This window comes from Oceanobacillus sp. FSL K6-0127 (genome assembly GCF_037983385.1).
In the GTDB taxonomy this organism is placed as follows: Bacteria; Bacillota; Bacilli; order Bacillales; family Amphibacillaceae; genus Oceanobacillus; species Oceanobacillus profundus.
This window is the reverse complement of the sequence record NZ_CP150287.1, coordinates 1962092-1976692: the sequence shown is the minus strand read 5'-3', so window position 1 is coordinate 1976692 and position 14601 is coordinate 1962092. Positions and strand designations below refer to the sequence as shown.

The 14601-nt window shown below is 38.1% G+C and carries 13 protein-coding genes; 5 read left to right on the top strand and 8 right to left on the bottom strand.

Going from position 1 to position 14601, the window contains the following annotated elements; genetic code table 11:
- The first annotated feature begins 69 nt into the window (after nt 1-69).
- The 3 genes from yhfH (at nt 70) to MHH64_RS09910 (ending at nt 3226) form a co-directional block, all read left to right on the top strand.
- Nucleotides 70-201 carry a protein YhfH gene (yhfH, locus tag MHH64_RS09920; RefSeq protein ID WP_095309598.1) on the top strand — a complete coding sequence of 44 codons (132 nt, stop codon included), beginning with the start codon at nt 70-72 and terminating at the stop codon, nt 199-201.
- Between the two features lie 222 nt (nt 202-423).
- Nucleotides 424-2235, top strand: a complete 1812-nt coding sequence (pepF, locus tag MHH64_RS09915) for an oligoendopeptidase F (RefSeq protein WP_340003169.1) — start codon at nt 424-426, stop codon at nt 2233-2235.
- A 358-nt stretch (nt 2236-2593) separates the two neighbouring features.
- Nucleotides 2594-3226 (top strand): GyrI-like domain-containing protein, encoded by a 633-nt coding sequence (locus MHH64_RS09910; RefSeq protein WP_340003168.1) that lies wholly within the window; start codon nt 2594-2596, stop codon nt 3224-3226.
- Between the two features lie 241 nt (nt 3227-3467).
- Here the strand turns inward: MHH64_RS09910 and hemY are convergent, their stop codons facing one another.
- The 4 genes from hemY to MHH64_RS09890 all read right to left on the bottom strand — a co-directional run bounded on the left by hemY (nt 3468) and on the right by MHH64_RS09890 (nt 9441).
- Nucleotides 3468-4874 (bottom strand): protoporphyrinogen oxidase, encoded by a 1407-nt coding sequence (gene hemY / locus MHH64_RS09905; RefSeq protein WP_340003167.1) that lies wholly within the window; start codon nt 4872-4874, stop codon nt 3468-3470.
- Nucleotides 4874-5809, bottom strand: coding sequence for a ferrochelatase (gene hemH, locus MHH64_RS09900; protein WP_118888724.1), 936 nt, complete (start codon nt 5807-5809; stop codon nt 4874-4876). The genes hemY and hemH overlap by 1 nt, the downstream gene beginning before the upstream one ends.
- 303 nt (nt 5810-6112) lie before the next feature.
- Entirely contained in the window at nt 6113-7147 is a 1035-nt protein-coding gene (gene hemE, locus MHH64_RS09895) for a uroporphyrinogen decarboxylase (protein WP_118888723.1), read from the bottom strand.
- Between the two features lie 122 nt (nt 7148-7269).
- Entirely contained in the window at nt 7270-9441 is a 2172-nt protein-coding gene (locus tag MHH64_RS09890) for a transglycosylase domain-containing protein (RefSeq protein ID WP_340003165.1), read from the bottom strand.
- A 170-nt stretch (nt 9442-9611) separates the two neighbouring features.
- Here MHH64_RS09890 and MHH64_RS09885 point away from each other — a divergent pair, with 170 nt between their 5' ends.
- A complete protein-coding gene (locus MHH64_RS09885; protein WP_340003164.1) occupies nt 9612-10112 on the top strand; it encodes an antibiotic biosynthesis monooxygenase in 501 nt (166 codons plus the stop codon).
- A gap of 90 nt (nt 10113-10202) precedes the next feature.
- Here the strand turns inward: MHH64_RS09885 and MHH64_RS09880 are convergent, their stop codons facing one another.
- A complete protein-coding gene (locus MHH64_RS09880) occupies nt 10203-10577 on the bottom strand; it encodes a YbaN family protein (protein WP_240033726.1) in 375 nt (124 codons plus the stop codon).
- Between the two features lie 266 nt (nt 10578-10843).
- Between MHH64_RS09880 and MHH64_RS09875 the strand changes: the two genes are divergently transcribed.
- Nucleotides 10844-12619 (top strand): dihydroorotate dehydrogenase, encoded by a 1776-nt coding sequence (locus MHH64_RS09875; protein WP_340003163.1) that lies wholly within the window; start codon nt 10844-10846, stop codon nt 12617-12619.
- 114 nt (nt 12620-12733) lie between these two features.
- On the opposite strand, the gene MHH64_RS09870 is transcribed toward MHH64_RS09875, so the two are convergent.
- From MHH64_RS09870 to MHH64_RS09860, 3 genes are all read right to left on the bottom strand, one after another.
- Nucleotides 12734-13213 (bottom strand): thioredoxin family protein, encoded by a 480-nt coding sequence (locus MHH64_RS09870; RefSeq protein WP_118888718.1) that lies wholly within the window; start codon nt 13211-13213, stop codon nt 12734-12736.
- Between the two features lie 4 nt (nt 13214-13217).
- Nucleotides 13218-13652 carry a disulfide oxidoreductase gene (locus tag MHH64_RS09865; protein WP_303448023.1) on the bottom strand — a complete coding sequence of 145 codons (435 nt, stop codon included), beginning with the start codon at nt 13650-13652 and terminating at the stop codon, nt 13218-13220.
- A gap of 301 nt (nt 13653-13953) precedes the next feature.
- A complete protein-coding gene (locus MHH64_RS09860; protein ID WP_118888716.1) occupies nt 13954-14580 on the bottom strand; it encodes a response regulator transcription factor in 627 nt (208 codons plus the stop codon).
- Between the last annotated feature and the right edge of the window lie 21 nt (nt 14581-14601).

Genomic DNA, 14601 nt, shown 5'->3' with positions numbered 1-14601 from the left:
GACAAATAACATATTGTTATATTACAATGAATCTAACATCAAATACGTTAACATTAAAGGAGGATACACATGACTAGTATTGTTGAGTTTTTCAGAAACCTGCCTAAAAAGAAGTGCAAGCAATGCGGTGAAGATATGATTCACGAGAAAGCTGACTGCTATGGTAATATCTGTGATGAGTGTGATCACCCAGCAAGATAACTGCAATACGTCAATAATTTTGTTAATGTGTATAACCTAAATAAATCAGTTTAAATCATCTGTACTACAACAATATTCTTTTTCTTACAGCTATTATTATAGCTGTATTTTTTTTGTAAGCACAGAAAATACTCAAAATATTTTAGAAGGTTCTATTAATAGCTATCAATTTATATTATAATTTATTTAGAGATACGAAACATTTAGTAAAGGAGATTAATAATGGCAATTCATACAATAACCAAAAATCGTTCGGACATACCGGAAGAACAGAAATGGGATTTAAAAGACTTATTCCTTTCTCATACCGCTTGGAATGAGGAGCTTGCGAAATTACAAAAAGACGTTACAGAAATTACAGCCTATAAAGGCAAGTTAGGCTCTGACTCCAATACGTTATTACAAGCTTTGCAGGCATTGGAAGCATTCCAGCAAAAACTTACGCGTGTTTCGGTTTATGCAATGCTTCGTTCAAGTGCAGATGGATCAGATCCCGATAACCAGCGAGACTCCGCGAAAGTAGCAGCTACAACTGCTTCTATTCAAGCAAAACTAGCTTTTTTTCAATCCGAATTATTGACGCTTTCGGATGCTACGATTAATCAATTTCTTAGGGAACAGTCTGAACTGACAACCTATAAAAAAATGCTAGATGATTTAATGGAAGCAAAGCCTTATACCCTTGCTCCAGAGATAGAAGAGACACTAGCTGCACTAAGCGAAGTACATAATGCGCCATATATGATTTATCAGCGCAGCAAAGCTGCTGATATGCAATTCGACCCGATTAAGAATGAGGATAATGTCGAGTTACCTATGTCTGCAGCTCTTTATGAAGATCGTTATGAATTTACAGCTGATACGAATACGCGTCGAGCAGCATACAAGTCTTTTACGAAAACATTAGATCAATATAAGAATACGTTTGCTGCCACCTATGCAACAGAAGTGACAAAACAGGTTACGATGGCTAAACTTCGTGGCTACAAGTCTGTAACGGATATGCTGTTAGCACCACAGCAAGTAACTGAAGAAATGTATCATAACCAGTTAGATGTAATTCAACAGGAACTGGCACAACATATGCGCCGGTTTGCAAAATTAAAAAAGGAAAAGCTCCAGCTTGATGAAATGCAGTACTGCGATCTAAAAGCGCCGCTTGACCCAGAATTTAACCCAAAAACAACCTATGAAGATGCAACGGCAACGATTATTGAAGCATTGCAGGTAATGGGACCTGAATACACAGCGATTATGAAAGAAGGAATTTCTAATCGCTGGATTGATCGTTCCGATAATGTCGGTAAAGCCAATGGAGCATTTTGTTCCAGTCCATATGGTGTTCATCCATATATCTTAATTACATGGACAGATACAATGCGAGGCGCTTTCGTATTAGCACATGAGCTTGGTCATGCAGGTCATTTTTATCTCGCTGGAAAGAATCAATCCCTTGTCAATACACGTCCATCTACTTATTTCATTGAAGCTCCATCCACTTTAAATGAGCTGCTATTAGCAGAACATCTGATGAAAACCAATGACGACAAGCGGATGAAACGTTGGGTGATTACCCAATTGCTAGGAACATATTATCATAACTTTGTTACACATCTGTTAGAGGGAGAATATCAACGCCGTGTTTATACGTTAGCTGAGCAAGGTGTTCCGCTTACAGCAAATGTACTTTGCAAGGAGAAGAAAGAAACACTCGAAGCCTTCTGGGGAAATGAGGTTGTATTTGATGAAGGTGCTGGCTTAACTTGGATGCGTCAACCACATTATTATATGGGGCTTTATCCATACACCTATTCAGCTGGATTAACTGTTTCCACGGCAGTAGCAGAAAAAATTAAAACGGAAGGTAAACCAGCTATTGACAGTTGGTTAGATGTATTAAGAGCCGGTGGAACAAAAAAGCCACTCGAACTAATTAAACAAGCTGGTGTTGATATGTCAAATCCTGATGCTATTCGCGTTGCCGTTAACTATGTAGGATCACTCGTTGATGAATTGGAGAAAACCTACGAATGATGTTTGCGACCTGCTGGAAGCAAAATAAGAGTTAAACAATGAAATAATGCTACCTTAACGATTAAGGATGGGGCTGGGACATAACAAAAGTGTTTAATGTTAAAAACGAACGATGCAAAAGCTTAGCGTAGGAAATATACGTAGACTCCAGCGGGAGGTAAGGCATAGGTGAGACACCGTAGTGCAATAGCACAAGAGGCTCACCATCCGCCTTTGGATGCGCGAATTATATTTCCGGATCGAGTTATTTGCACCAATCATGTTCGGTTTTTATTTCATAAAAATACTTTTGTCTCAGTCTCATCCCTTTTATAATTTAGAAGGTAAAAATCCAGCCATTAATAAAGGATGATAATAAATGAAATATGAGTGGAGAAAAAAAGAAAAGGATTTATATATACCGAAACAACAACCCGAATTAGTCACCGTTCCAGAACAGCATTATTTTATGATTCAGGGAAATGGGAATGACGAGGAATTTTCCAATAGAATAAATGTCCTTTATTCGTTAGCATATGCTGTGCGGATGATGCCAAAACAAGGACATACTCCTGAAGGATATTTTGAGTATACGGTCTATCCATTAGAAGGAATATGGGATTTGACGGAGAAAGGCAGACAACTAGATACCCTGGATAAGGATGAATTGCTATACACCATTATGATTAAACAACCTACATTTGTAACTGAAGAAGTAGTGGAGAGAGCATTTGAATATGTACGAAAGAAGAAAGCACATCCTTTGCTAGATGACGTGACTTTCGATTCAATGGAAGAGGGTTTGTCTGTACAAATGCTTCACGTCGGACCATATGATGATGAACCTAAAACGTTTCAGAAGATGGATGAATTTATAGCTAGCAATCAGCTTGAGAGAATGTCTTTAACACATAAAGAAATTTACCTATCCGATTTTCGAAAAGTTGAAGCATCCAAGCTTAAAACCGTTCTTCGTTACAAGGTAAAACGGAAAATAGAATCGTTTGAGTAGATGATCCAACTAATTGCAGACCATCTACTTTTTTGTGTTTCCCCGGATTAAATTGCTCGATTCCTGTAATGTCGAATAACAGCCAAATTCTCTTATATATCAGCTAATTTAGTGTGAACATCAGCATTTTTCACCCAAATATCAGCCTTTTCACAGTAATTATCAGCTTTTCCCAAGAGGTGCATTTTCCTAAGCAAATAAATAAGCTCCAGATCAACAATCGTCTAGAGCTTACATACCATTATTTATTTAAAAATCCGAGCACCTCTTCAGCACTCTTGCGTCCATGTCCAATGCAATCTGGGATTCCGACGCCATCATAAGAGCTTCCTGTTAAAAATAAACCAGGCAATTCACTTGCTGCATTTGCACGGATATCTGCCACAAGCTCTATATGTCCGACATGATATTGTGGCCTTGCATGTTTAAAGCGTGTAATAATGCTGAATTCGGGCCTTGCTTTTATTTTCATCGTTTTATTCAAATCACGTAAAACGATGTCTGTAATTTCTTCATCTGATAAATTGACAATATCTTGATCATCGGGTTTTCCAACATAGCATCGGAATAAAGCTTTCCCTTCCGGAGTTGTATTTGGCCATTTGCGATGGGTCCACGTACAAGCCGTGATTCGATATTTTTCACCCCGACTAACAAGAAAACCAGTACCATCGATATCTTTTTTTATTTGTGACTGATCGAACGCAAGAACAACATTTGCAGTTGATGTTGCTGGAATATCATATAAGTTTTTAAGGAAATCATATTGTGAAAGCATCTTTGGAACTTTATTATGTGGCGCAGTCATAATAATCGCATCTGCTCGATACACTTCTCCATTGCTTAATAACAAATGGTAGCCATGTTCCTTCTTCTCTATATGATCAACAGCAGTATGCGTACGTACCGTTCCATCAGTTAATTTTTCTTCAAGTCGATCGATTAATGTCTCGAGTCCATTTTCAAAAGAAAAAAACATTCCTTGCGATTTTTTCTCTTTTGCTTTTTTTGCTGGCTTTGGCATTGTTTTTTGTAAACCTTTGATTAAGCTGCCATGTTCCTGCTCCAATCGATCAAACATCGGATATGTCGCTTGTAAGCTCATTTGATCAATATCACCAGAATGAATTCCTGAAAGCAGCGGATCAATCTGATAATCAACAAGCTCGTCTCCAAAGCGACGACGCATTAATGCACCAACCGATTGATCACCTGTTTCCTTGCTTTTCGGTAGTACCATATCCCAAAGCGCTCTTAGCTTGCCTTTACGTGAAAACACATTGGATGCGAGCAAAGGCTTTATTTCTTTTGGCACTCCCATAAAAGCACCTTTAGGCATTTTATGTAATTTATTTTTCACTAAAATATAGGATTGTCCTGTACCATTGTAAACAATCTCGTCTTCCAGACCTAGTTCTTGTACAAGATTCATTGCTTCTGGTTTTCTTGCTAACAAAGAATCTGGACCGCGTTCGATCGTAAAACCATCCCTTTTAATTGTATGAATTCGACCTCCAAGACGTTCAGTGGCTTCAACCAATTTTACATCAACAGCTAATTGGTTTTCACGAATTTGCTTTTGCAAATAGTAAGCGGCGGATAAACCAGTTATACCGCCACCTACAATCACAATTTTTTTACGTTCCATCACACTTCACTCTTTACTTTACTTAATACTACTTTTACTAGTGAATCAATGAAGTCAGGATGAACATTCGGCATGTGTGGACGATAATAGGATACACCTAATTCATCACACACTACTTTACATTCATAATCATTGTCGTATAATACTTCCAAATGATCTGCGATAAACCCAACTGGCGCATAGACAAAAGCTTGGTAGCCTTCCTGATTATATAGATTTCGTGTAAGATCCTGAACATCAGGTCCTAACCAAGGATCTGGCGTATTTCCTTCACTTTGCCAGCCTACTGCATAATTTTTAATCCCAGCACCTTCAACAATTAAATCCGCTGTTTCTTGCAACTGCTCAGGGTATGGATCACCATTTTGTAAAATCTTCTCTGGCAAGCTATGTGCAGATACGATGAGCACCGCTTTTTCACGTTCTGTCTCAGTCATTTCATTGTAAATCTTTTTAACTCCATCCACCCAGAACTGGATAAATCCAGGCTCTTTATACCAGCTTTCAACAGCTTCAATGGAAATACCATGCTTTTCTGCTTCATTCGCTGCACGATCATTATAAGATTTCACGCTAAACGTTGAATAGTGTGGAGCCAGTACAATAGAAACAGCCTCCTTGATCCCATCCTTTGCCATCTCTTGTACTGCGTCTTCTATAAAAGGTGAAATATGCTTTAATCCAATATACGCTTTAAACTCATATTCATTTTGCGATTCATTTAATCCCTTTTCAATTGCATATGCTTGTTCTTCGGTAATCTTTGCTAATGGAGAAGTTCCGCCAATTGCCTTGTAGCGATCTTTCAGATCCTGAAGCGCTTCAGGATCTGGCTTTCTTCCATGGCGAATATGTGTGTAATACGGTTCAATTTCTTCTTCTTTCGTTGGTGTACCATATGCCATTACTAATAATCCCATTTTTTTCTTTTCCATTTTTATTGCACCTCTTTGTGAAAATTTAAAGTGTGAGTTCAAAAGGAGGATGAAAAGGTCCGAGGACGGATAAGCTCGCAACGTCCTGTGCGTCGAAGTTCGAGACGGTGTGGCTTTGAGCAGACGCACTTGCACGCAGGAAAAGTGATTTTCTTTTCCAAGGAGTAGCGCAAAAGCAGCCAACGAGCTTCTCGCCTGATGTGGTGACTTCGACTCTCGACACAGGACGTGTCGGTACTTAGTCGAAGGTCTACTGCTCTCGATGCGTCATTTTCACCGGACTTTTTGAACAACCTCTTGTATCTATTTATGTGTATAAGAATGAATAAGCGCTGTTAACTTTTTCAATGTTTCTGGTTTTATATCAGGTGTAACACCGTGTCCAAGATTAAACACGTGCTTTCCATGCTGCATTCCTTCGTCTAGAATTGCCTTCGTTCGTCTCTCAATTGTTTCCCAGTCCGTCAGCAAAATGGTTGGATCCAAGTTTCCTTGCACAACCTTCGTTACACCCATTTTACGTGCTTCGGCAATGGATGTGCGCCAATCAAGACCAATAACGTCAACAGGGAGATCATTCCACTCTAACAATAAGTGACGCGCACCAACACCAAAAGTAATCAATGGTACGTTATGCTTTTTTAGCTCTGAAAATATTCTTGTCATTACTGGCTTAATAAATACACGATAATCCGCAGCATTTAATGAACCTACCCATGAATCAAAAATTTGAACTGCTTTTACTCCAGCTTTTACTTGTGCATCCACATACGTAATAATCATATCTGCGAGCTTTTCCATTAAAGCAAACCAAGCTTCTGGCTCACGGTACATCAAGCTTTTTGTTTTGCTGTAATTTTTTGATGGGCCACCTTCTATCATATAGCTTGCAAGTGTAAACGGTGCACCACTGAACCCAATCAGAGGTACATCAAGCTGTTCCTCTGTTAAGATACGAATGGTATCAAGCACGTATGGAATATCTGCTTCTGGATTTAATTCACCAAGCTTCTCAATGTCAGCCAGATTCCTGATTGGATTGTCAATAACTGGTCCAATCCCAGCCTTAATTTCAACATCGACACCAATTGCTGGCAGCGGGGTCATAATATCCTTGTATAAGATCGCGGCATCAACCCCATAATTTTCAACAGGAAGCCTTGTTACATAAGCACATAATTCCGGCTGATGTGTAATTTCAAATAACGAATATTTCTCTTTCAGCTCCCGATACTCTGGTTGGGAACGTCCTGCCTGTCTCATAAACCAAGCTGGTGTATAATCCGTATCTTCCCCTTTGTAAGCTTTTAAAATCGTATCATTGATTCGTTTTGACATAAATTTTCACCCTTTTAACATACTGTGCGTTTCCTCTATACTATCTCCATACCTAACTATAGCGATTACATGCCCTACTGTATAGTAACGGTGGCTGATTGTCATCAATTTGTCTAATTTATTTACCAATTCATTTTCACAACTTCCGATCTGCCACCTTCCAATTTAGTTAAGGGGTCGTACGCTACAACATAATACGTATTTCCGCGAAATAGTGCATGATTAATGGTATATGCTGTTTCTCCTTGCACTTCATCAATGCGTTTATCAATGCCAGGCTTCTCTTGATAGATTCTATAATGCACACGCTCATCATCTGACCCTTCCCAGCTTAACTTTCCCTGTACCAATGAAAAGCCACCAAATTGATATTCTGCACGAAGGTTTGTAATTTGCGGGAGCTTGATTGGCTTAGGTAATTCACTCACAGCATCTGGTTTTGTAAATTCCGCTGTGAGTGCACCACCAGTTTGCTGATCAACCTCAGTCAATATCGATTTCGTTAATCTCGTTGGATAAGAACTTCCACCAGTTAAGTAATGATCCTTATCTGACTTATCATACCCAATCCATGTAGCAGTTACATATTCTGGTGTATATCCAACAAACCAAGCATCCTTGACTTGTCCCTCAACATGGGGATGTTGGGTTGTACCTGTTTTTCCAGCTAATGCTTTTGTATAGTCACCAGCAGCTGCTGTCCCATTATTAACGGTCTCCGTTAGCATCTCCGTCATATGCCATGCTACTTGCGGACTAAAAACCGGTGTAGATACAGCTTCCTCTTCGTATAGTATTTCATTATTTCGATCAAAAATGCGATTAATCGTTGTTGCTTCCACGACATTTCCTTCTGCAGAAAATGAACGATAACCGGTGGCAAGTTGTAGCGGTGTAACTCCTTCAGCTAACCCACCAAGCGCAATCGCTAATCCTTCATCCTCAATCGGCATTCCTAATTGTTCTAGATAATCTTTCGCATAGTCAATGCCAATTTGGTCAAGCAGCCATACGGTCGATGTGTTTTTGGAACTCATTAATGCTTCATAAATTGTAACTGCATTTGCGTACGTTCCATCCACATTCGACACCATATATTTATCTGTTTGTTGATCCGGTAAAAGTGTAAAAGGTGTATATTTTTCCTCCTGCATGAGTGCTGGCCCATATACTGCAACCGGTTTGAAGGTTGAGCCCGGCTGGCGCTTTACTACTGCACGATTTAAATCACCAACCTGATAATTTCTACCACCAATAGCAGAAACAACATTTCCAGTCTTACCTTCCATCATCACAAAGGCGCCTTCCACTCCATCCGTGTTTCCCGGAAAAAATGCATCGTTTTGAAACTCATCATAGGCAATTTTTTGAATCGTACTATCCATATTAACGATAATTCGATATCCACCACGCTTTAAAGCTTCAACTGAAAGCTGATGCTCACTTGCCGCTTCTTTCATCACAAGGTCAATATAGCTGTCAGTCCAAGACTTGGCCTCTTTTTCCTGTATTTCCAGGCCTAATGTTTTTTCTTGTTCTGCAAGCCTTGTTTCAGCAGTAATGTATCCAGCATTTTCCATCGCCTGTAAAACAACATTTCTTCTATTAAGTGCTTTGTCTGGATGGTTAATCGGTGAATATCCATTCGGGGCTTTAGCAAGCCCAGCAAGCGTCGCACTTTCTGCAATTGTCAAATCACCAACCGACTTCGAGAAGAAATACTGTGAAGCTACTTCTACTCCATATAAACCATGACCAAAATAAATTTCATTCATATATAACTCTAGGATTTGATCCTTCGTTAATTCTTTTTCTAAATAAACAGCTGCCATTGCTTCCTTTATTTTTCGTGACCATGTTTTATCATTATATAAAAATAAATTCTTCGCTAGCTGCTGTGTAATCGTACTTGCTCCCTCAACCTTACTCATTGCAATAATGTCTTTGTAGGTTGCACGAATAATTGATTTGATATCTATTCCAGAATGGTCATAAAAACGTCTATCTTCAATTGCAACATAAGCTTGCTGCAGGTGCTCAGGCGTTTGATCAATAGGGGTATAAATTCGATTTTCATTGTATAACGTTCCAATTACTTCCCCATCCTGTGTTTCAATGATAGTCGTTTCATCTAATACCATACCTGCCTGATCAACGATTAGCTTTCCACCAAATAAAGCAGCACCATATCCAAGAAGTCCCATGACGATCATACAAACGATCATAAATAAAATCACTTTAAATCTACGCAGAATTGTTAAACGTCGCTTCTCTTTTTTTACCTTTTTTCGCATATGTTCACCTCTACACAATTACATTATTTATTATACGACATTTTTCGCCGAATCTAAAGAATATACTCCCTATTATTTAATAATAATTTTAATATAGGATTTGTGTAATCGTTGTCAATAGAGGGTAATATGGTTAATATGATATTATAAAAGATAAAGGGGGTTATTATATGAAGGCGTATATGACCAATGGAACAGTTGAGTTCCTATTGAAGCTACGTAAAAAAAATCCAGAAATCAACCTTCATCTTATGCATAATAGTGCGGGCGGGATTGCTTACTATGAGAATCATGAAAAGAAACTATTCCAATCGGGAAGAGAATATGAAATTTTAATGCAAACCGGAGACATTCTGGAAGAAGGATTTGTGGTAATGAACAACATACCTGTTTCCGATGAAAGTAAACCCGGTTTTGAATATCGATTCAAGAACCGGACTAATTCGGTTGAAGGAATGCCCGGATTCCAAGCCTTTCGCTTACTGAGGCCGACTAAAAGCAATACGTATGTTGTATTCACACAATGGGAATCTGCCAAGGACTTCGAAAACTGGAAGGAATCGGAGCAATTTAAAGAAGCTCATAAAAACCAAAGTTCTAAAAAGCCAGCAAATTTTCTCGAACGGCCGTTTCTAACGATTTGCAATATGTATACAGAGGAAGAGGACTAGAATCAAACACTTGAAATAATGCTCGAAAATTATCCCTCGGGCATTTTTTCAAGGTAATTCATTACCATAAGCAGATTACGCAAAGATAGTTTATTTGCTTACATTAATTTTTGCTTCCTCTGGTGTTATCGTCTTTATTTTCTTTATGAAATAATAGTGCTTATAGAACATGAGTATAACCAAAACTATCCTCACGAACAAAATATCCACATAAAATATCGAAAAAAGAATAAAAGCGTCAGCAATCAAGTTTATTCGAACTTTTTCTTTTTTGGTCATGCCACGGTTTTCTTTGATTCGAACAACGTATTTTTCATAAAACATGGTACTCTTAAACCAGTTTTCAATACGCTTCGAGCTTTTCCCAAAACAAAACGCGGAGAATAGAAAAAACGGTCCACCTGGTAAGACTGGTAATACCGTACCAGCAACACCAATACCAAAGGATATAAGTCCTAGAAGCATGAAAAGGGCACTTCTTATATTTTTAATGGTAATCACCTTACCTTATATAAATTTGGCAACACGGAACAGCATACGATTTAGAGTATAAAATCATATTAATTATTACGTTTTACCTCAAAAATATCAACCTCCTGTTCATTTGAAAATGCAATTCTACTATAGAACACTTTATTTTTCCATACCCTATTGGCAAACACTAGCTTTCTTCCTTTTGCAAACTCATCCATGCTACAATGAGAGAAAAGACAGCTGGAAGGAGTGATACCATGCCAGACTGGTCTTATCATGGTATTTTTCGTCCCCTATTGAACATATTACCGCCTAATGTCTCAAGAGAACTTATACATCGTGGAATGAGTTTCATTGCTACACTTCCATTCCAGATTGGCCCACAAGTGATTCATTTCCTGGGAAGGGAAGAAAATTCTCCCCTCATCCAAAAAAATAACCATGGATTAACATTTCATAACTCAGTTGGGTTATCTGGAAAAATCGATCCTTTTCTTTCTGGAACACGTGCTTTTACCAACTTAGGCTTTGGTTTTCTAGAAATTGGACCTGTGACAGCGAAGCAAACAACCCATTTCACGACTCCAATAGTTGATAGAAAGGCAGAAGCGATTCAATTTCCCGCTAAGGTAGAATCCGTTGGAATTGAAAAAACAATCGATCATTTACATAAGGTAAAAAAGAAGCAACCTCTATTTGTTAGACTAAGTGGGACATATGAAGAACTAAGCTTTATGATAAAGCGGCTTGAACAATTTGCTGATGGTTACATTATCGAATCTTCGTTTCCAGTATTAATTCAAGAAACGAATAAGCCAATATTCTTCTCAACCGTTCCACCAAGTGAGAGTCTTATAGATAGTCCTTTTGCTGGTATTGTGTTGGAACACACGGAAAAAGATATTCGTTTGCATGAAAAAGTGAAGAAGCTAAGAAATAACGGCTATAAAGGCACCATTATAACTTCAGGCGGGATCAAGGAACCAGAACAAGCAATACAGCTGCTAGATGCTGGCGCTGATTTCATTATGCTTTCAGATGGCTATGTATTTGCCGGCCCAGGATTAACCAAGCGAATCAACGAAGCACTTTTAGATCGCCTTGATTACAGCCCTCCACAACTACACGGATGGTTTGCCTATTGGCTATTTGGTTTATTTATTATGATTGGAGGACTGCTGGCACTTCTTTTTAGCATGACAACTGTAGTACTACCATATGATGAGCTGTTTTTAGGAATGAAACGCGAGTCAATAATGACCTTCAATGAGCGAATTATGTTATTCATGGCACATGATCGTATGACACTAGCTGGTACCATGATATCTGGTGGAATTGTATACATGCAGTTAGCCAAACACGGAGTGAAACATGGATTAAAATGGGCAAAGCAGGCAATTGATATTGCTGCAATTATTGGCTTTCTGGGTATTTTTGCTTTTATTGGATTCGGTTATTTCGACTGGCTTCATTTTGTTTTTTGGCTTGTTTTGCTTCCAGTTTATATATATGGATACATGAAATCCATAGGCGTTACTGGCACGCCATCCTCTAAAAACAGAAAAAATGATGTCATCTTTAGAAGAGGATTATTCGGGCAATTAGCCTTTGTATTATTAGGGTTTTCTTTTGTATTAGGAGGGATTATCATTTCCACCATCGGAATGACTACCATCTTTGTCCCAACTGATTTGGCTTATATCTGCATGCCAGCTGAAATGATGAATACGTTTAACGAGAACTTGCTTCCTGTTTTAGCACATGACCGTGCTGGATTTGGCAGTGCTTTAATAAGTGTTGGCCTACTCGTATTGATGCTCTCATTATGGGGATTCCAACAAGGCAATCGGTGGGTATGGTGGACCTATTTAATAGGAGGCTTGCCAGCATTTTGGGCAGGAATCTATATTCACTTTGCAATTGGCTATACGACTTTTATACATCTGTTACCTGCGTATATTGCACTTGGCTTGTATTTTATTGGATTAATTCTTTCTTATACGTTTTTTAACAAAACAGAAGCACGACACTAAATGATTCTTTCGCGTGTTCACTCCCCTTTTTAGCGGTAGATAGAATTCAAATTTTATAGTCCAATCATATCAAAAAAAGTAGTGGCTTCATTGACGAAGCCACTACTTCTTATATTAATTCACAACATATTCATTAAAGAATGTTTCGTAACCCTCTTCAGGATATTGTCCAACAAGCCTGGCAACCTCTTGTCCATCTTCAAAATGAATCAGTGTTGGAGTTGATTCAATGCGATATGCATTGCCTTCTTGTCCAAACTCTAATAAATTGAATTTCTTCATATCGACATCCATATTCTCAGCTAATGGGGCGAGATATGGTGTTGTGTTTTGACAATAAATACAAGTTGGGCTATAAAAGTAAACCGTAACAGGATCTCCATTCTGAATCGTTTCACTTAACTCATCTGGAAGAATTTGATTTTGATATAATGGATTGTCTAGCTGATCAATTGTAGCTTGATCCAAATCCTCTGTTCCATAAGGATTTTCATTGTTATTAAGTGCTTGATTATTTTTATAATCGAGGACGAAAAATAAAGCAATAAATAATACAACAATTACCGCAATAATAGCTATCATTTTCTTTCCCATTCGTTTATTTCCTCCTTTGTTCCTTTAAAAGCATAAGATGTAAAACAATAATTACCGTAAACGCTACACCAGCTAAAAACGGTATCGTTATAAAGCCAAAGTAATTGACGTAGACAGCATTACACGGAACTGCTCCAGTACATGCTCCCCCCAATTCATGCATTGCAGGCACTTTTTGCAGCATGTAGTGATAAATTGAAATTGGCAATCCGATTACACTCAAAATTAATCCTGGCAGCGCAATTGAAATATCCTTCTTAATTGCTGCAGTCCCATAAATAATGACTAATGGATACATTAGAATTCTTTGGTACCAGCACATTTCACATGGAACATATCCCATTATTTCTGAATAAAACAAACTACCTGTCGTTGCTACAAATGCTTGTACCCAAATGAACAACAATAAATTCTCAGCTTTCTTAGTCATCTGCCGCATATTCGAGTATTCCTCTCTTCTTTTTATACATTTGTATTATACAAATGCCTGTAGTGAAAAACAATAAAACAGCTTTGGTTGTTTCATCTAATATGACAAATTATTGAACAATCACGAAAGAAAAACTCCTGTTTTCATTATAATATTGTTAGTAAATTAATGGTCTATGCTAGTATGGACATGCTATTTCACGAAGTATGAGAGTATGAATTAGAACGGCTCTGGAGAATTAATGTGAATTTTATATTTATTTTAACAAAAGCTGCTTAAACATAGTACCTTAAGCAGCTTTTAGCTAATCTTATAGTAATTGATTACGGTGGACATAAACAGCTGCTTGCGTCCGGTCATTAACATCCAATTTTGATAAAATGTTGCTAACATGCGTTTTCACCGTCTTAATACCGATGTAGAGCTTATCACTTATCTCTTGGTTCGTCATACCATTTCCGATACAGAGTAAGACTTCCATTTCACGTTCTGTCAATTCATCATGGGGCTTTTTTTGTTCAGCGCGGAAATTTGACATCATTTTTCCAGCCACTTTTGGCTCAATGACATTTTCCCCGTTGGCTGCTTTTTTGATAGCAGCAGCAATTTCAGGTGCAGCGGAAGTTTTTAATATATAACTAAATGCCCCGGCTTCAAGTGCCGGAAATATTTGTTCATCATCATAATAGCTCGTCAAAATAATAATTTTACAATTTGGATAGTCCCCCATTATTTGCTTTGTTGCTTCAATTCCTGTCCCATCATCCATAATTAAGTCCATTAAAACAACATCTGGCCGTAATTGAAGCACAAGCTCAGCCCCTTTATTCCCGCTCGATGCCTGACCAACAACTTCAATATCATCTTCCGTCTGTAAATAAGCAATAATTCCTTTTCGTACAATTTCATGATCATCAACAACTAAAACACGAACCATTTCCATTCCCCCCACTAAATA